This is a genomic window from Enterobacteriaceae endosymbiont of Plateumaris consimilis, assembly GCF_012563145.1.
Classification (GTDB): Bacteria; Pseudomonadota; Gammaproteobacteria; order Enterobacterales; family Enterobacteriaceae.
The window spans coordinates 255,174-276,165 of the sequence record NZ_CP046230.1 but is presented as its reverse complement, the minus strand read 5'-3'; the positions used below and the strand labels follow the sequence as shown (position 1 = coordinate 276,165).

The 20,992-nt window shown below is 17.8% G+C and carries 16 protein-coding genes; 13 read left to right on the top strand and 3 right to left on the bottom strand.

Translation table 11 applies throughout. The features are described from left to right. Positions 1 to 67: 67 nt before the first annotated feature. The 8 genes from pyrH (at position 68) to tilS (ending at position 12,731) form a co-directional block, all read left to right on the top strand. Positions 68 to 799, top strand: coding sequence for a UMP kinase (pyrH, locus tag GJT81_RS01230; protein ID WP_169785528.1), 732 nt, complete (start codon positions 68 to 70; stop codon positions 797 to 799). 27 nt (positions 800 to 826) lie between these two features. Continuing rightward, the gene (locus tag GJT81_RS01225) at positions 827 to 1,390 is read left to right on the top strand and encodes a ribosome-recycling factor (protein WP_169785527.1); all 564 of its coding nucleotides are present in this window, start codon (positions 827 to 829) and stop codon (positions 1,388 to 1,390) included. A gap of 48 nt (positions 1,391 to 1,438) precedes the next feature. Then, entirely contained in the window at positions 1,439 to 2,650 is a 1,212-nt protein-coding gene (gene dxr / locus GJT81_RS01220; RefSeq protein ID WP_169785526.1) for a 1-deoxy-D-xylulose-5-phosphate reductoisomerase, read from the top strand. 37 nt (positions 2,651 to 2,687) lie between these two features. Continuing rightward, positions 2,688 to 3,425 carry a polyprenyl diphosphate synthase gene (gene uppS / locus GJT81_RS01215; protein WP_169785525.1) on the top strand — a complete coding sequence of 246 codons (738 nt, stop codon included), beginning with the start codon at positions 2,688 to 2,690 and terminating at the stop codon, positions 3,423 to 3,425. Positions 3,426 to 3,601: 176 nt separating this feature from the next. Continuing rightward, entirely contained in the window at positions 3,602 to 4,975 is a 1,374-nt protein-coding gene (gene rseP / locus GJT81_RS01210; protein ID WP_169785524.1) for an RIP metalloprotease RseP, read from the top strand. Further along, positions 4,956 to 7,442, top strand: coding sequence for an outer membrane protein assembly factor BamA (bamA, locus tag GJT81_RS01205; protein WP_169785523.1), 2,487 nt, complete (start codon positions 4,956 to 4,958; stop codon positions 7,440 to 7,442). Before rseP ends, bamA begins: the two co-directional genes overlap by 20 nt. A 395-nt stretch (positions 7,443 to 7,837) precedes the next feature. Then, complete coding sequence (gene dnaE / locus GJT81_RS01200; RefSeq protein ID WP_169785522.1) at positions 7,838 to 11,332, top strand: DNA polymerase III subunit alpha; 3,495 nt, start codon at positions 7,838 to 7,840, stop codon at positions 11,330 to 11,332. A 73-nt stretch (positions 11,333 to 11,405) separates the two neighbouring features. After that, the gene (gene tilS / locus GJT81_RS01195; protein WP_169785521.1) at positions 11,406 to 12,731 is read left to right on the top strand and encodes a tRNA lysidine(34) synthetase TilS; all 1,326 of its coding nucleotides are present in this window, start codon (positions 11,406 to 11,408) and stop codon (positions 12,729 to 12,731) included. Here the strand turns inward: tilS and GJT81_RS01190 are convergent. From GJT81_RS01190 to GJT81_RS01180, 3 genes are all read right to left on the bottom strand, one after another. Continuing rightward, a complete protein-coding gene (locus tag GJT81_RS01190; RefSeq protein WP_169785520.1) occupies positions 12,724 to 14,451 on the bottom strand; it encodes a proline--tRNA ligase in 1,728 nt (575 codons plus the stop codon). The genes tilS and GJT81_RS01190 overlap by 8 nt on opposite strands. 73 nt (positions 14,452 to 14,524) lie before the next feature. Continuing rightward, positions 14,525 to 15,412 carry a homoserine O-succinyltransferase gene (locus tag GJT81_RS01185; protein ID WP_169785519.1) on the bottom strand — a complete coding sequence of 296 codons (888 nt, stop codon included), beginning with the start codon at positions 15,410 to 15,412 and terminating at the stop codon, positions 14,525 to 14,527. Between the two features lie 136 nt (positions 15,413 to 15,548). Beyond that, entirely contained in the window at positions 15,549 to 16,124 is a 576-nt protein-coding gene (locus GJT81_RS01180; RefSeq protein ID WP_169785518.1) for a NifU family protein, read from the bottom strand. 181 nt (positions 16,125 to 16,305) lie between these two features. On the opposite strand from GJT81_RS01180, the gene GJT81_RS01175 reads away from it, so the two are divergent. The 5 genes from GJT81_RS01175 to clpX all read left to right on the top strand — a co-directional run bounded on the left by GJT81_RS01175 (position 16,306) and on the right by clpX (position 20,958). Beyond that, positions 16,306 to 17,085 (top strand): inositol monophosphatase family protein, encoded by a 780-nt coding sequence (locus tag GJT81_RS01175; RefSeq protein ID WP_169785517.1) that lies wholly within the window; start codon positions 16,306 to 16,308, stop codon positions 17,083 to 17,085. 167 nt (positions 17,086 to 17,252) lie between these two features. Further along, positions 17,253 to 17,534: a BolA/IbaG family iron-sulfur metabolism protein gene (locus GJT81_RS01170; RefSeq protein ID WP_169785516.1), complete on the top strand. Its 282-nt coding sequence runs from the start codon at positions 17,253 to 17,255 to the stop codon at positions 17,532 to 17,534. 83 nt (positions 17,535 to 17,617) lie between these two features. Next, on the top strand, positions 17,618 to 18,937 hold the full coding sequence (gene tig / locus GJT81_RS01165) for a trigger factor (protein ID WP_169785515.1): 1,320 nt from the start codon (positions 17,618 to 17,620) through the stop codon (positions 18,935 to 18,937). A gap of 89 nt (positions 18,938 to 19,026) precedes the next feature. Further along, entirely contained in the window at positions 19,027 to 19,653 is a 627-nt protein-coding gene (gene clpP / locus GJT81_RS01160) for an ATP-dependent Clp endopeptidase proteolytic subunit ClpP (RefSeq protein ID WP_169785514.1), read from the top strand. 57 nt (positions 19,654 to 19,710) lie between these two features. Further along, positions 19,711 to 20,958, top strand: coding sequence for an ATP-dependent Clp protease ATP-binding subunit ClpX (gene clpX, locus GJT81_RS01155; protein WP_169785513.1), 1,248 nt, complete (start codon positions 19,711 to 19,713; stop codon positions 20,956 to 20,958). Positions 20,959 to 20,992 lie beyond the last annotated feature (34 nt).

Below are 20,992 nucleotides of genomic sequence, written 5' to 3'. Positions count from 1 at the left end.
ATTGTTATACTTATATATTTTAACATAAAAAATAAATAAAAAATTTTAATTATATGTAATTAATATTATGAAGATAAAAAATAGCTTAATTTATAAAAGAGTAATTATTAAAATTAGTGGTGAATTTTTACAGGATAAACATGATTTAAGTATAACTATAAATATTAATCAATTAAATTATATAATTGAAGAAATTAAAAAAATATTACCTTTAGGTATACAAATTGGTATTGTAATAGGTGGAGGAAATTTATTTAGAGGTAAATCTATTGTTTTAAATAATAATCTTGATCGTATAATTGCTGATCAAATGGGAATTTTAGCAACTATAATAAATGGTTTAGCATTATATAATTCCATGAAACTTTATTTTAAAAATATATATTTAATGTCCTCTATAAAAATTAATGGTATTTGTGATGAATATGATATAATAAAAGCTAGAAGTTTAATCAATGATAATATAATGATATTATCAGGGGGTATCGGTAATCCTTTGTTTACAACTGATACAACTGCCTCTTTAAGAGGAATTGAGCTAGAAGCTAATGCTATATTAAAAGCAACAAAAGTTAATGGAGTATATTCTAAAGATCCAGAAAAACATTATGATGCAAAATTTTATAGTAAATTAACATATGATTGTGTTTTAAAGAAAAAAATACAAGTAATGGATGATACTGCTTTTATTTTAGCTCGTGATTATGATATTCCGATTCATATATTTAATATTAATAAATCAGGATCTCTATATCGTATTCTTACTGGAGAAACAGAAGGTACGATAATATCATTATAATTAAATTTAAATATATGGAATAATAATATGTATAATTATATATTAAAAAATAATGAAGATAATATGAAAAAATGTTTAGATATCTTTAAAAATAAAATTAATACACTATATATTAGTAGAATTTCTCCACATTTACTTGATAAAATTAATATTAAAATTTCTAATAAATTTATTTTAATTAAATATATAGCATCTATAGTAGTAGAAAATTCAAATACTTTAAAAATTACACCTTTTGATATTTTAATTTTAAAAAAAATCGAAAAAGCTATATTATCAGCAAATTTAAATTTAAGCATTAAATTGATAACATCAAATAATATTTATGTTATAATACCACCTCTTACAGAAACTAGACGAATTAATATGATTAAAATAATAAAAGAAGAAACAGAACAAAATCGTATTAATATACGTAATATTAGAAGAGATTCTAATAATAAAATTAAGTTTTATTTAAAAGAAAAAAAAATAAGTAAAAATGAAGAAAAAAAATTATATAAAGATATTCAAAAACAAACAACTTATTATATAAAGTATATATCTGATATTTTTAAAAAAAAAGAAAAAGAATTATTAAATTTTAAATAAAAATTTAATTTATTAAATATTTTATTTTCAATATCATAATTGGACAGTATGAAATACTTAACTATATTAGGTTCAACAGGATATATAGGAAGAAATGTTTTATCTGTAGTACTAACAAATCCTGAATTATTTAAAATTAAAGTATTAGTTTCTCATAGTAATGTAGAGTTAATGACTAAACAATGTATTTTATTTAATCCTGACTATGCAGCTATGTTAAGTAAAAATGCTGCTGAAAAATTAAAAAATAATTTATCTAATACTGAAATAAAAACACAAATTTTATTTGGTGAACAAAAAATAGAACAATTAGCATCTTTAGATGATGTAGATCAAGTCATTGCTGCTATAAATGGAACAGCAGGATTCTTATCTGTACTATCTGCTATTAGAGCAGGAAAAAATGTATTATTAGCAAATACAGAATTAATTGTAATTTCTGGAAATATTTTAATGTATGAAGCAAAAAAATTTCAAGCTAAAATTTTACCTTTGAATAAAAATCATAGTTCTGTTTTTCAAATGATGCCTATAAATATACAAAAACAATTAGGATTTTGTGATTTTAACCAAAATAATATTCAAAAAATTATTCTTACTAATTCTGGTGGTCCTTTTTTACATACTCCTAAAAAAAAATTTAAATATATTAGTATAAAAGATGTATGTAAATATAATCACAGTGATATGAAAAAAAAATCAATAATTAATTCAGCTACTATGATGAATTTAGGATTAGAATATATAGCTAGTAAATATTTATTTAATGCAAAAAAAAATCAAATAGAAATTGTTATTCATCCTGAATCAAAAATTAATGCTATGGTAAAATTTAAAGATAGTAGTATTTCAACACAATTAAGTATTTCTGATATACGTGTTTTTATTGCTAGTATGATAAATTGGCCAATTAAAATAAATTCTGGAGTTAAACAAATTAATTTACATGAATTAAAATTTTTAACATTTTTAAAACCAGATTTTATAAAATATTCTTGTTTAAAATTAGCAATTGAAGTTTGTTATACAAAAAATATTTCTTCATCAATAATATTATATGCTGCAAATGAAATAGCTATAAAATCTTTTATTAAAGAAGAAATATCGTTCAATGATATTTCTTTTTTAAATCATACTATAATGAATACATTGTCTTTTAACAATCCTAAATCTATTCATGATATATTATGGATAGATAACTATGTGCGTAAATATACTAAATATATATTAAAAAATAAATTTAGAAATACATTAATTTAATTAAAAAATACATTAATATTTTAATATTATAATTAAAATGATAATTAATAAAATAGATTTAAAAATAAAAAATACATCTTATCCAAATCATGTAGCTATTATTATGGATGGTAATAGAAGATGGGCAAAAAGAAAAAAAATATGGCAATTTTTAGGTCATAGAGAAGGAGCAAACACTGTAAAGAAAATTATTAATTATGCATTATATTATAAATTAAAAGTATTAACATTATATGCTTTTAGTAGTGAAAATTGGAAAAGATCCGTTGATGAAATTCAATTTTTAATGAATTTATTTACTAAAATTTTAAATAATGAAACAATAAATTTTAAAAATAAAAATATATGTTTAAAAATTATTGGTAATATTAGTAAATTTAATGCTAATTTACAAAAATCTATTATTAAAGCTGAAAATTTTACTAAAAATAATAATGGATTAATTTTAAATATAGCTGTTAATTATGGAGGACGTTGGGATATTATTTCAGGAATAAAAAAAATTGCTGTAAAAATTAAAAAAGGTTTATTAAATCCTAAAACAATTAATGAATACAATTTTTCTAAATATTTATGTTTAAATAATGTAGTTCCTGTAGATTTAGTAATAAGAACTGGAGGAGAATTACGTATTAGTAATTTTTTAATTTGGCAAATTGCTTATTCAGAACTTTATTTTACTAATATATTGTGGCCAGATTTTAATAAACAAAATTTTAAAGATGCCTTAGAAGAGTTTTCTAAAAGAAAACGACGTTTTGGTGGTAATAATTAATAATTTAATCATTAAAAAATAATATTTTATAAAAAATTTTAAATTTTAATTAAAATGAATATTATTTTTTGTATAAACTAAAACAAAAAATTCAGTTTCCATATAAAAATTATAATTATTATAATAATTATAATTTTGGTTAACTATTTATATTTTTAATTTTTAGAGGAGTTAATATGTTGTTTAATGTTATTTGGGATATAATAATATTTATTATAACTTTAAGTACATTAATAATGGTACATGAATTTGGACATTTTTATGTTGCACGTTATTTTAATATATATATTGAATGTTTTTCTATTGGATTTGGAAAAAAAATATTACAATATCGTGATAAATATGGAACTAGTTTTGTAATTAGATTAATACCTTTAGGTGGTTATATAAAAATGCCTGATAATCATCATATTACAACTAATCAAATTAAATATATAAATAAATATAAGTTATTATATTTTAATCATTTAGTTTTTTTAAAAAAATTTTTAATTATACTTTCTGGACCTTTATTTAATTTAATATTTGCAATAATGATATATTGGAGTATTTTTTTTATAGGTTTACCTATTCATAAACCTATTATTGGTGAAATTTATTATTCTTCATTAGCAGATACTGCTGGTTTAACTCCTAATACAATAATTAAAAAGATTAATGGAATAAAAACCTCTGATTGGGATACTGTTAATACAATATTAATTCAAAATGTACATAAAGATTTTATTGATTTAGAAGTCAGTAATATATATTCAGATATTCTATCTAAAAAGAAAATAATTCTTACAAAAAATTTTATTAAAAATAATAAAAATAATTTAATAACTAGTTTAGGTATTTTACCAAAAGGTTTTATAATATATCCTATTATTACTCAAATAATTACTCAATCACCTGCAGAAAAAGCAAAATTTTATGTAGGAGATGAAATTGTAAAAATACAAAATAAAAATTTTACAAATTGGTATAATTTTCAAAAAATTATTTCTAATAATATTAATAAATCTATTTTAATTACTGTAAAAAGAAATAAAAAAAATATAAATATTATTTTGAATCCTAATAAAGAATATTTATATAATAAAAAAAATGGATTTATAGGATTAATTCCACAAATATTACATTATAGAGATAATACTGGACTTACAATATATAAGTATAACATTTACCAATCTTTTATTAAAGCAATCAGTAAAACTTACATATTAATTAAATTAATGTTAGTAATTATTGCTAATTTATTTCATGGAAGTATAAGTTTTCATAGTATTAATGGTCCTATTTCAATAGCACGTAATGCTGGAATATTATCTCGTGATAATTATTTATATTATTTTATGTTTTTAGCTTTAATTAGTATTAATCTCGGTATAATAAATTTATTACCTATTCCAGTGTTAGATGGTGGTCAAATATCTTTTTTATTATATACTAAAATTACAGGTCATAAGTTATCAAAAAGAACACAAGAATTAATATATAATATTAGTTTAATATTTTTATTCTTAATTATGGGGATTGCATTGATCAATGATTTTTCACAATTATAAACAGGAATTTTTATTCCACATAAAAAAAATTAAATATTTTATTTTATGTATAATATTAATTATTAGTAATAATATTTATTGTAAAACTATAGATTATAATCAAAACAATATTTTTTATATAAATAAAATTACAATTTTTGGATTAGATAAATTTAATAAAAATAATATAATGCAAAATTTACCTATAAAAAAAGGAGATTATATTAAAAATGAAGATTTAACTAAATTAGTTCATATGTTATTCGATATTGGTATTTTTGAAAAAATCAATATTTTTAGAAATAAAAATCATATAGTAATTAAATTTGTAGAAAAGCCTATTATTTCTAATATTTTTTTTAGTGGTAATAAATTACTGAAAAATGATATATTATTAAATATGATTAATAATATTGGAATAACCAAAGGAATTATAATTGACTATCCAACATTATTTTTTGTTAAAAAACAAATAGAACATATTTATTTAGACAATGGAATGTTTAATTCTAAAGTTAAAATTAAAATTATTAAAAATACACAAAATAATAATGTTATTATTAAATTCATAATTTATGAAGGAGTAATATCAAAAATTAAACAAATTAATATTTTAGGAAATCATTTTTATCCTAAAGAATATTTATTATATTATTCAAAATGGAACTCTAGAAAATCTTTTATAGATTTTTTTTTCAATAATAATTACCATACACAATATATACATAATTTTATTGAAAATTTAAAAAATTTTTATTTAAATCAAGGATTTGCTCTTTTCAAGATAGAATATATTTCTCATAGTTTTTCAAAAAATAAAAAAAATATATATATTACTTTAAAAATTAATGAAAATAAAAAATTTTTATTTAGTAATATTATATATATAATTAATAAAAAAGAATTTTTAAATAAAATAAAAAATTTAACAGAGATTAAATCAGGAGATTTATATAATAATAATAAAATTATACAATGTAAAAATAAAATAATAAATGTTTTAGGAAAAAATGGATATTTATATCCTCAAATTAAAATTTTGAATAAATTAAATATAAGCAATCATTCTGTTCAAATAACATTCAATATTTACACAGGTAAAAAATATTTTATAAGAAAAATAGAATATTTAGGAAATTATTTAACTAAAGATAAGATTTTACGTAATGAAACTGTACAAATGGAAAATACTTGGTTTAATAGTGATTTAGTAAAACAAACTAAAAAGCGTTTAAATTTATTAGGATATTTTAATAATATAGAAATTTTTTTAAAAAAAAATCATGTATTAAACAATACAATAGATTTAATTTATAAAGTTAATGAACGTGATAGTGGTATGTTTAATATTCATTTTGGTTATAGTACTAATCATAACTTTTCATTGTTATCAGATATAGGAGAAGATAATTTTCTTGGAACAGGAAATGATATTAATATCAAAATTAATATAGATTCATTACAAACTTACTTAGAATTTTCTTTAATGAATTCTTATTTTTTAAAAAATAATATTAGTTTAGGTACAAAATTATTTTTTCATAATCTAAAAATAAAAAATTCTAATCTTATAAATAAAAGTAGAGGTATTTCAGGGATATTAACTTATCCACTTAGTAAGAATTTAAAAATACAGAATAATCTTGAATATAATATTAATAATTTTTTAGATGTTAAACCTCAAATATCTGTTTGGAATTATTTAAAAAAAATAGGTTATAAATTTAATTTAAATAATTCTAATATGTATATTATAAATAATTTAAATTTAAATAATTCATTTATTTTAAATACTTTAAATGATAAATTTTTACCAACAAAAGGTAACTTAAGTATATTAAATATAATATTTAATATTCCAATATCTAAAAGTTATTATTATAAAATAAATTTGTGTAATTCTACATATGTCCCTTTATATTCTGTTATCCAAAATAATAAATTAAATAATTTTTCAAAATTAATTTTTTTATTTAAAAATAATATTGGATATGGAAATGGTTTTTCAAATGGTAATTTTCCTTACAATAAAAATTTTTTTTTAGGTGGACAAGAAACATTACGGGGTTTTAAAATAAATCATATAGGTCCAAAAGCAATATATTATAATTCTTCAAAACATTTTTGTAAAAATAAACATATAGTTTGTACATCTAATGACTATATTGGAGGAAATTTAATAGTTGATTTTAGCACTGAAATTATTTTTCCATTTCCTTTTATAAAAAAACCATATTCAAAAAATATACGTACTTCTATTTTTTTAGATATTGGAAATATTTGGGATACTTTAATTAAAAATGATTATTTAATAAAATTATATAAATTTTCTAAAGTAAATATATTAACTAATATGAGATCTTCTATTGGTATGTCTTTTAAATGGAACTCTCCTTTTGGAGCAATAGTTTTTTCTTATGCATATCCTTTAATAAAATATGATCAAGATCAAATTGAACAATTTCAATTTAATATAGGTAAATTATAATAATAATTAATTTTAGTTTTAATTTAAATAAATATTTATATTTATATTATATAAATATAAAATTTTTTTTAATAATTTTTGTTATAATAGAATTATAATAATATATATTATATTTTTTGATTTAATTTTTTATAAAGTATTTTATTAAAAAAAATTTAATAATATATTATTAAATCATTAAAAACATAGTTAAAATAATTTTTTTATAAAATTTTAAATTTTACTTATTATAAATAAAATGTAAAATATAATTAATAAAATTTATTTATAAATAAAACTTAAATTTAAATCAAAAAAATTTTTTAAAACATTATTTAATGCTAAATAAATTTTTTAGCATTAAATATATATTTAATATAAATATTAATATTATTAATAAATCACTTATATATAAAATGAACAAAAAAAATTTTATTCATTTGCATGTTCATAGCGATTATTCTATGAAAGATGGATTAGCAAAAATTGAACATTTAGTTCAAAGAACAGTTGAATTTAATATGCCTGCATTAGCTATTACGGATATTACTAATATATTTGGATTAATAAAATTTTATAAAAAAGCTCATAGTTCAGGAATTAAAGCAATTATTGGATCTGAGTTTATAGTAAAAAATTGTATTAATTTACATAATTATTTTACTACAATAACAATTTTAGCAAAAAATAATATTGGTTATCATAATTTAAAACTACTTATATCTGATGCTTATAAAGATGGTTATGATAATATGATAGGACCTTTTATAACATATAAAATGTTAGTAAAATATAATAAAGGTTTAATTATATTATCAGGAGGTGTTAAAGGTGATATAGGAAAAAATATTTTAAGTAAAAATATTTTTTTAGTTAAAAAAATTATTAATTTTTACAAAAAATATTTTCCAAATAACTTTTATTTGGAATTGACTCGTACTAATCGTATTAACGAAGAAAAATATATATATTTAATTTTAAATATAGCTAATGATTTTAATTTACCTGTTGTTGCTACAAATGATGTTTGTTTTTTAAACAAAAAAGATTTTTTAGCTCATGAAATTCGTGTATCTATTAATAAAGGATATACTTTAAATCAATTTAAAAAAAAATCTAATTATAGTTCAGAACAATTTTTTCGTAGTTCTAAAGAAATGAATGAATTGTTTTATGATATTCCTGAATCATTAGAAAATAGTATAGAAATAGCAAAGAGGTGTAATGTTTTTTTAACTTTAGGTAAACATTTTTTACCTAAATTTAGAAATTGTGTAAATAATAAAGATCTTCTTATAAAAAAAGCAAAAATTGGATTAATAAATCGTTTAAAAACTTTATTTCCTGATAATAAAATAAGACATTTTAAAAAAAATATATATAAAAAAAGATTATTAAAAGAACTAGATGTTATTAATCAAATGGGTTTTCCTAGTTATTTTCTTATAGTTATGGAATTTGTTCAATGGTCTAAAGATAATTATATACCTATTGGACCTGCTAGAGGTTCTGGTGCTGGATCATTAGTTGCTTATTGTTTAAATATTACTAATATTGATCCAATAAAATTCGATTTAATTTTTGAAAGATTTCTTAATCCTGAAAGAATATCTTTACCAGATTTTGATATTGATTTTTGTATGGAAAAAAGAGATTTAGTAATTGAACATGTAAAAAATATATATGGTTACGAAAAAGTATCTCAGATTATAACATTTGGTACTATGACTGCTAAAGCAGTAATTAGAGATGTTGGAAGGGTATTAGGATATCCTTACGATTTTGTTAATCGTATTTCAAAATTAATTCCTTTAGATATTGGTATGAGTTTAAAAAAAGCTTTTATTATAAATAAAAAATTGTCTAATTTATATAAATCAGATAATAATGTAAAAGATTTAGTAAATACTTCTTTAAAATTAGAAGGTACTATTCGTAATGTTGGTAAACATGCAGGTGGTGTTGTTATAGCACCGTCTAAAATAACAAAATTTACTCCTATATATTGTGATAGTGAAGGTGAAAATATAGTTACTCAATTTGACAAAAATGATATAGAAGATATTGGATTAGTAAAATTTGATTTTTTAGGATTAAGAACATTAACTGTAATTGATCATACACTAAAAATAATTAATAAACAAAATATAAAAGAAAATAAAATTTTAATTGATATTAATTCTATTAATTTAAATGATAAAAAAGTATATTCTTTTTTAAGAACAGCTAATACAACTGCAATATTTCAATTAGAATCTAAAGGTATAAAAGATTTAATAAAAAGATTAAAACCAGATAATTTTGAAGATATTATTTCTTTGTTAGCTCTTTTTCGTCCTGGTCCGTTACAATCTGGTATGGTTGAAAATTTTATTAATAGAAAACATGGTAAAGAAATTATTTCTTATCCAAATATTAAATGGCAACATAAAAAATTGAAATCAGTATTAAAATCTACATATGGTATTATTTTATATCAAGAACAAGTTATGAAAATAGCACAAGTACTCGCTGGATATAGTTTAGGTAAAGCTGATATTTTACGCAGAGTAATTAGTAAAAAACAACATAAAGAAATGTTAAAACAAAGATCTAATTTTTTAAAGGGATCAAAAAAACTTAATATTAATACTGATTTATCAATGAAAATTTTTGATTTTTTAGAAAATTTTGCTGCTTATGGTTTTAATAAATCTCATTCTGTAGGTTATGCATTAATATCATATCAAACACTTTGGTTAAAAGTATACTATCCAGCAGCATTTATGGCAGCTGTATTAACATCAGAAATGGATAATATAAAAAAAATTGTTAATTTAGTCAATGAATGTTGGAATCTTAAAATAAATTTATTACCACCTAATATTAATACTAGTATTTATGAATTTCATGTAAATGAAAAAGGTAATATTATATATGGTTTTGGAGCGATAAAAGGAATAGGTAAATATCAAGCAAAACATATTTTAAATACTAGAGAAAAATATGGTTTTTATAAATCAATAGTAAATTTATGTATAAATACAAATTTTAAAAAAATTAATAAAGGAATTATAGAAAAATTAATAACTTCAGGTGCAATGGATTGTTTTAAATACAATAGAGGTATTCTATTTAATAAATTAAATGAAAATATACGAATAGCACGACAATATTTAAAAATAAAAAAATCAGGTCAAATAGATATGTTTAGTTTGATCAGTAAAAAACAAAATATTATAGATGATTTAGATTTTATTTGGTCAAATAAAGAAAAATTTTTACAAGAAAAAAATACTTTAGGTTTTTACTTATCTGGTCATCCTTTTATTGAATATTTTAAAGAAATAAATTTTTTTTATAAAATTAATAATATTAAAAATATAAAATTTTTTTTTGATAAAAATAATTTAAATTTTAAAATAGCAGGAGTTATTAGTAATATACATTATATTTATAATATGAAAAAAAATAAAATAGTAGCTTTTGATATTGATGATCATACAGAAATGATAGAAGTTAACTTAACATTAGATGTTTTTAATAAATTTTCTTTTTTAATAAAATTAGAAAATATTCTTATTATAAAAGGATTTTTATTTTTTGATTATTTTACAAAAAAAATTAAGTTTCAAGGAAATAATATAATAGATATTGAAAATTTTCATAAAAAACATATATACAGTATATCAATACTGATTCAAGATAAATTAATATTTTCCAATAAAAAATTTTTCAATATTTTAAAAAATTTTTTATTGGAAAATATTAATGTTAAAGGTATACCTATATATTTTTATTATAAAAATAATAGTATAGAAATATATCATAATCAAACATACAAAATATTAATTAATGAAATTTTGTTAAACAAATTAAAATATATTTTAGAACAAAATAAATTACAATTAAAATTAAATTTTAATAAATAAAATTTATTTATAATAAATATAAAATAATATTTTTTAAAATTAAAATTTATAATAAAGTTATTATATCATAAATATGATTTTTAAAAAAAAGACACAATTTATTTTACATAAATTTCCAAAAATTTTGGTAGCATATAGTGGAGGATTAGATTCTACAGTTTTATTATATAATTTAGTAAAATTACGTAAAATATATCCTTACATAAAATTAAGAGCTATTCACGTAAATCATAATCTAAATTTTTATTCAAATCAATGGTCTAAAACATGTTTTTTACAATGTAAAAAATGGAATATACCATTTATATGTAAAAATATAATTTTAAATAATAAAAAAGGTAATATTGAAGAAAGAGCACGTATAGAACGATATAAAATATTCAATAATTTTATTGAAAATAACGAAATTATAGTAACAGCTCATCATTTAGATGATCATTATGAAACTATTTTATTATTTTTAAAAAGAGGAAGTGGTTTAAAAGGATTATCAGGTATATCTAAAATACATATTATCAATAAGTTAAGATTATTTCGTCCTTTATTAGATATAAGTCGTAAAAAATTATTACATTATGCTATAAATAATAATTTAAATTGGATAGACGATCAAAGTAATTTAGATAATAAATATGACAGAAATTTTTTACGCAATGTAATTTTACCCCAAATACATTATCGATGGCCTTTTTTTAAAAAATCTGTATTAAAAACTTCATCCATTTGTCGTGAACAAGAAGAATTAATAACAGAATTATTAAACTCTGTTATGAAAAAACTAATACAATCTAATAATAGTTTATTTTTAATTCCTTTATATAAATATAGTTTTGTAAAAAGAAATTCCATAATTAAAAAATGGATAGAATATAATCAATGTCAAATACCTTCTAACAAAATATTATCTATAATATGGAAAAATATTGTTTGTTCTAAATCAGATTATAAATCTTACCTAAAAATAGGTATTTATCAAATTAGAAAATATAATTCTTATTTATATTGTATAAAAAATTATTTTACTTTAAAAAATAAAATTTATTATTGGAATAATATATTATTTCCATTAACATTACCTAATAATTTAGGAAAATTATTTTTTTTAAATAAATGTGAAAAAAATACTCTTCAAGTAAGAAAACCTAAAAATAAAGAAAAAGTATATATAAAATTTTATATTACCGGAAAATATTTTTTTTCAGAACATATTAAAAAAAAAATTAAAATACATGATATATGGAAAAAATTAAATATTCCTATATGGGAAAGAGATAATATCCCATTATTATTTTATAATAATTTATTTATTGCTGAATTAAAAAATAATATAGTAACTTTAGAAGGATCTAATAATAAAGAAAAAAATTTTATTTTTTGGAATAAAAAAAATATTAGTTAAATTTTTCTTTATTTGAAATAAAATCAACAATTTCATTAATAGGTATTATATTTTGTTCTCCTGTTTTTCGAAACTTATATTCAACATTATTATTATTAATATTATTGGTACTAATAATAATTATATGTGGTATACCTATAAGATCTATATCAGCAAACATAACTCCAGGACTTTCTTGTCTATCATCTAAAATTACTTCTATTCCAATAGAAATAATTTTTTGATAAATATTTAAAGATACTTCTTTAATTAAACTATATTTATACATATTAATTGGTATTATTGCTACTTTAAATGGTGCAAGTAATGAAGGCCAACAAATTCCATGTATATCATGATTTTGTTCTATAATTGAAGCAATTATACGAGAAATTCCAATACCATAACATCCCATATACAAAGGAACCTTATTTCCTTTTTTATTTTGTATATAAGCATTCATTAATTTAGAATATTTTGTTCCAAGTTGAAAAATATGAGCTATTTCAATACTTTTTTTAATTTTGATTGAATTTTTTTTATTAAAAATAATTTCTTTATTATATATTTTACGAATATCTTGAATATTTTTTGGTATAGGTAAATCTCTTTTCCAATTAATATTTATATAATATTTATTATTAATATTTGAACCTATTATAAAATTATTCATAGAAATAATAGAATAATCAGCAATTATAGGTATGTTTAAATTTATAGGACCTAAAGAATATTTATTAATTTTAAAAAAGTTAATAATTTCTTTATTAGATAATATATATAATGGTTTTAATATATTTTTATTTAATTTTTCTATTTTACTAATACTTATTTCATAATCACTTCTAATTAATAAAGCAATGAAAGGAAATTTTTTTTCTGTTGTTTTAACTATAATAGTTCTAATAACATTTTTATTAGATGAATTAAGTTTTTTAGCAATATATTTAAAATTTATTGATTTGTCAATTTCTATTAATTGTTTAGTTAATAGTTTTATATTAATATTTAATTTTATTTGAGGTATAAAAAATTTTAACGATTCAATATTATATGCATATCCATCTTTTGATAAGATAATAGAATCTTCACCATTATTAGATAATATGTGAAATTCATGAGAAATTTTGCCACCTATAAAACTATTATCTCCTTTGACAATATAAGATTTTAATTTAATTAAATCAAAAATCTTTTTATATGTATTTAATACAATATTATATGTTTTTTTTAAAGATTCTTCATTAATATGAAAAGAATATCCATCTTTCATTAAAAATTCTTTAGAACGTACTACTCCTAAACGAGATCTAATTTCATCACGAAACTTTACTTGTATTTGATATAAACTTAAAGGCAAATTTTTATATGATTGTATTTCATTATTAATTAAATAAGTAATTACTTCTTCATGTGTAGGACCTAAAAAAAAATTTTTTTTATTACGATCTATAATTTTAAATAACTCATCTCCATAATCATGAATACGTCCACTAATTTCCCATATACAACTAGGTTGTATTATAGGCATTAAAATTTCAATAAAATTTATATTATTCATTTCATGACGTATTATTTTTTTTAAATTTTTAATAACTCTTAAACCTGTAGGTAACCAAGTATATATTCCTGAAGATAATTTTTTAATCATACCAGCTTTTATCATTAGATAATAACTATCCATTTTGTTACTTTTTATTGTATTTTTAGATGTAAAAAATAAATATTTACTCGCTAACATTAGTTTTATCCTATTAATAATAAAATGAAATAATATATTTTTATAATTGATAAATAATTAAAATATAAATATTTTAACAAACAAAATAATGTAACCAATTAGAAAATAATAAATTACCATGACTTCTCCAATTAACTTTAGGAACTAATAAAATATCATCATTAGGAAAATAGTTAAATGGAATTAAAGGTTTTAAATTAATATTGGAATCATATTTATATTCTTCAGCTATAGTTTCAGCATCATATTCTGGATGACCGGTTATAAAAGTGTATTTTTTATTATTACTAGTTAGTAAATAAGCTCCTGCTTTTTTAGACACAGATAAAATATTTAAATCTGTATAATTTTTTATTATATCTATAGAAAAATTAGCATATCTAGAATGTGGAACAAAAAAATAATCATCAAATCCTTTTGTTAAAAGATTATTTTTAAATAAAATTTTATGTTTAAATATTCCTGATAATTTAAATTTATTATTTTTTTTTGGAATATCATATAATATATTTAATATTGCTTGTACTGACCAACATATAGATAAAATAGAATGTACGTGATTTTTTGCCCATGTTATTATTTTTATAAATTTTTTCCAATATCTAATTTGAGAAAAATCGATTAGTCCTAAAGGAGCACCAGTAATAATTAATCCATCAAAATATTCATTATAAATTTCTTCTAGAGTAAAATAAAATTTTTTTGTATGTTTTATAGAAGATATATTATTAGATTGACAATCATTTATACTTAAAAAAGATAAATTGATTAATAAAGGAGAATGCGATAATAATCTAATAAGTTGATTTTCCGTATTTATTTTTTTAAACATAAGATTTAAAATAATAATTTTTTTTGAACAAAATATTTTTTTATAATTTTTAGGTTTAGTTAATAAAATTATATTTTCTTTTTTTAAAAAATCAATAGCAGGTAGTTTTTCTGGAACTATTACTGGCATATTTTTTCCTTTTTATATATATTTTAATATATTTATATATAAAAAGCTAAATATTTATCATAAATAAATAGTAAGAATATATTTTTATATATAAAATTTATATTTTAATATAAATTTATCATAATCAAATTATTTATTAATAATAAGAAAACTTATTAATATCATGTTTCGTAACATCTAAAATACCTTTTACTTCACTAAAATTATTTAATAATTCTTTTTCAATCCAATATTTAAAAGTATTATTAATCATAGAACAACCTCTACAACCTCCATAAAATTCTAACATTAATAAATAATCTAAAGTAATTTTTTTTAAAATTACATAACCACCATGGTTTAATAGTTTAGGATTAATTTTTTCTTTTAAAAATAAAGTAATTTTTTCTTTTAAAAAAATTAAATTTTTATTATTTTTATTAATATTATTTTGTGTTATTGTAAATAATAATTTTTTACTTAAATTATCATTAATTAAATCTAATTTTAATTTTTGTAATAATTTAAGATTATTTTTTTTGATAAATATAGAAAAATTTTTTAATTTAATTTCAAAATCAGTATCTTTTATTTCTTTTTTATCACAAAAATAAACATTTCCTGTAAAAGAATTATTCTCATTTATTAAAATTCTAATTCTAATTTGTTTATTTTTCTTAAAAGATAATAAATAATAAAGATATTTTTCTGCTGCACTAGTAATTTTAAACATAAAAATTAATTAAATTTATTATTGATAAAAGATATTTTATAATATCTTTTGAAAAAAATTACAATATATTATATATAAATAACTTTTTATAAAAAAATACAATACTGTGTGTTTAATAAATTTTAAATATATATTTAAAATATTATTTAATTTATATACTAATACTTAATGAGAACTATATATGCGTCCTATGCTTAATATTGCTATACGTATAATTCGTGAAATTGGTAATATTATTATTAAAAATTATGAGATACAAACAACTAAAATTTTTAATAAAAAAATAAATATTGATGTTTTTATGCAAAAAATAAATAAAAGTATAAAAAATATTATTTTACAAAAATTTTATGATATATATTCAAAAAAAATTATTATTGTTAATAAACAAGGAATTTTTATTATTCAATATAAAAAAACTAAATGGATTATAAATCCTTTAGATGGAATTATAAATTTTATAAATAAATTACCTCATTTTGCTACTTCTATTGCTATTTGTACAAAGGATAAAACTGAAATATCATTAATTTATGATCCATTAAAAAATGATTTGTTTACAGCTATTAGAGGACAAGATGCTCAATTAAATGGTTATAGATTACGTATTAATGACTATTTAAATGGTAATATATTATTTGCTTTAAATAAAAATTTAACTTTTAAAAAAAATATAAACATCAATTTAATTAAATTATTTATAGATAATTTATTATATTTTCGTATTAGTGGTTCTTTATCTTTAGATTTAGCATATTTAGCTGCTAATAGAATTAATTGTTATATAAGTAATAATATTACTAATTTTGATAAATTTGTTGCTGGTGAACTTATTATAAAAGAATCAGGAGGATTGATAACAGATTTTATAGGTAATTGTAATTATAAATATTCACAAAACATATTAGTGGGAAATTCTACTACAATAAAATTTGTTATTTCTGAAATGAAAAAATATTAGATTTATATTTTTTATATTTAGTAAAATACATTTATTTAAATAAAAAATTATTAATTTTTTATTTAAATTTTCATAAATATAATAAACTTATTATTAATATTTTTTTGCATTAAAAAATATTAATATATTTTAATCCATATTAAATTTAATTTAACAAAGTAAAAATTATGTTTAAAACACAAATAGAAAATAAATTAAAAATTATATTTAATCCTGTATATTTAAAAATTAATTATAAAAATAATTATTTAAATAATATTAAAAGAAATTTTAAAATTATTATAGTAAGTGATAATTTTATTAATCAACGTTTTATTACTCGCCATAGATTTGTATATAGTGTTTTAACTAAAGAATTAAATAATATTCATTCATTATCATTATGTACTTACACTATTACAGAATGGAAAAAATTAAAATACACAATACCTATTTTTTTGAACAATTAAAATATTAATAAAAAAAAATTTAATTTTCAAAAAATATTTAATATAAATTATTAAATATAATATGTATATAAGGTTATAAAATTATGTACGATTTAGAATTACAAGATATAAATAATAAGATTATTCTTAAACTTGATAGTAAAAATATAGAAAATATTATTCAAAAAGAATTAAAATATTTATCAAAAAATAAAATTATTAAAGGATTTCGCAAAGGGAAAGCACCTTTAAATATTATTAATAATCTTTATAAAAAATCAGTACAATTAAATGTATTAAATAATTTAATGGAAAAAAGATTTTTAAAAGAAATTCAATTTAAAAAAATAAATATAATAGGTATTCCTAAATATAATTTTGATAAATATGAAATAAATAAAGATTTTACTTTTATTGTAACATTCCAAATTTATCCTAAATTTGATTTATTAAAATTAAATAATTTAAAAATAGATATACCAATAGTGAAAATTGATATTAATGATATTAATCATTACATTTATAAATTTTATAATAAAAAAACTATATGGACAGATAAAAAAAATCAAATAGCTAATATATCAGATAGAGTAATTATTGATATATTTATTTATATTAATAATAAGAAAAAAAAAATCTTTACTAATATCAAATTATTTTTATCTAATAAATGGAAATTAATACCTAATATAGAACAAAGTCTTATTGGAAAAAAAAGTGGAGATAAATTTAATATTAAAGTATTAATCTCTAATAATTATCCTGATAAAAAATTAGTTGGAACACAACAAATTTTTTCTATATTAATTAAAAAAGTAGAAAATCATAAAACTTTATTTACAAATAAACAAAATACATTTAATTCTAATGCTATTACTAATTTTACTTTTGAAGATTTATATAAAATAGTTAAAAATCAATTACAATTTAAAACAGATAAAATGATTCGTTGTATTATTAAATACAAAATAATAGATATTTTAGTTAATTTACATAAAAAAATTAAATTACCATCATGTTTAGTAAATTCAGAATTTAATTATATTAATAATATATACAAAAAAAATAAAGATAAATTTAGTACATTAAATTTAAATGTTTTATATGAAAAAGCTAAAAAATATACTTTAGTAAAAATGTTAATAAACAAAATTATTACTGATTTTAAAATTCAACTTAATAAAAATTTAATAACTAATTTTATCTATGAAGAATTATCTTGTTATACATATTTTTATGATAATACTCAATTACAAAAAATAATTAAATATTATTTAACAAATAAAAATTTAACACAAAGATTGTATAATTCAATATTAGAACATCAAGCAATTCAAGTAATTTTAAAAACAATGTTAATAAATAAAATTCAATATAGTTATAAAAATATAAAAAATGAATATTCAAATATAAATTTAAAATAAAATTAATGCTTAATATATAATTATTAAATGAAATATATATAATTATTTTATATAAAAAAATAAATTTATACAGAAATAAAGGATAAATAATGTTATACACAAAAAATAAAAAAAATTTTATTAAAAATAAATTAAATATGATTCCAATGGTTATTGAACAAACTTCTCGAGGAGAAAGATCTTACGATATTTTTTCTAGATTATTAAAAGAAAGAATTATTTTTCTTATAGGAAATATTGAAGATAATATGGCTAACTTAATAGTTGCTCAAATATTGTTTTTAGAATCAGAAAATTCTAATAAAGATATATATCTTTATATAAATAGTCCAGGAGGTACTATAACATCAGGAATGTCAATATATGATACAATACAATTTGTAAAACCAGATATTAGTACTATATGTATAGGACAAGCATGTTCAATGGCTGCTTTTTTACTCTCATCAGGTAAAAAAAATAAAAGATTTTGTCTACCTAATGCAAGAATGATGATACATCAACCAATAGGTAGTTATCAAGGACAGGCAACAGATATTGAAATTCATACTCAAGAAATTTTGAGAATTAAAAAACATATAAATAAACTAATGTCATTTCATACTGGTCAATCAATTGATCTTATTGAAAAAGATACTGATAGAGATAGATTTTTATCTGCTGAAGAAGCAGTAAAATATGGTCTTATAGATAATATTATATCTAGTCATAAATAAGATTAATATTATTAATAAAATATAAATTTTACTGTTTATTTATAAATGAGGTATTTAATGGTAAATAACAAAGAGAAATTAAATAATTTTTTATGTTGTTCTTTTTGTGGAAAATATCAAAATGAAGTTAATAAATTAATATCTGGAAATTCTGTTTATATTTGTGATAAATGTATTTTTTTATGTAATAACATGCTTCAAGAAGAGTTTAATAATCAAAATAATAATATTTATTTACATAATAATAAAAAATTACCTACACCACATGAAATTTTTAATTATTTAAATAATTATGTTATAAATCAAACAATAGCAAAAAAAATACTTTCAGTAGCAGTTTATAATCATTATAAAAGATTATATAGTAATAATAAAAATATAGAAATAGAAAAAAGTAATATTTTATTATTAGGACCTACTGGATGTGGTAAAACTCTTTTAGCTAAAACATTAGCAAAATTTTTAGATGTTCCTTTTGCTATAACTGATGCTACTACTTTAACAGAAGCAGGATATGTTGGTGAAGATGTTGAAAATATTATTCAAAAATTATTACAAAAATCTAATTATGATATAATAAAAGCACAAAAAGGAATAATATATATTGATGAAATTGATAAAATATCAAAAAAATCAGAAAATCTTTCTATAACTAGAGATGTTTCTGGTGAAGGAGTACAACAATCTTTATTAAAATTAATTGAAGGTACAATATCTTCAGTACCACCAAAAGGAGGTAGAAAACATCCTCAAGAAGAATTTATTCAAGTAGATACAAAAGATATATTATTTATTTGTGCTGGATCATTTTACGGTTTAGATAAAATTATATCTGATAGATTAAATATTTCTAATAAAATTGGTTTTAATATTAAATTAAAAAATTGTAAAAAAAATAAACTTCAATCATTTATAAAAGCTAATCCAGATGATTTAATTAAATTTGGATTAATTCCTGAATTTATAGGTAGATTACCAATTATCGTTCCATTAGAAAAAATAGATAAAGATGGATTAATAAAAATTTTATTAGAACCTAAAAACGCTTTAACTAAACAATATCAAGCTTTATTTGAATATGAAAATATAAAATTAGAATTTCAAAATGATGCGATTCATGCTATTGCAAAAAAAGCAATATTATTAAATATTGGTGCTCGTGGATTAAGATCTGTAATAGAAAAAAAATTATTAAATATAATGTATGATATACCATCATTAAATAATATAAAAAAAGTTATAATTAATAGTGCAGTAATTAATGATTCATCTGAACCAATTATTCAATATAAAAATAATATTTAAATGATTTATTATAAATAAAATAATATTTATTTAA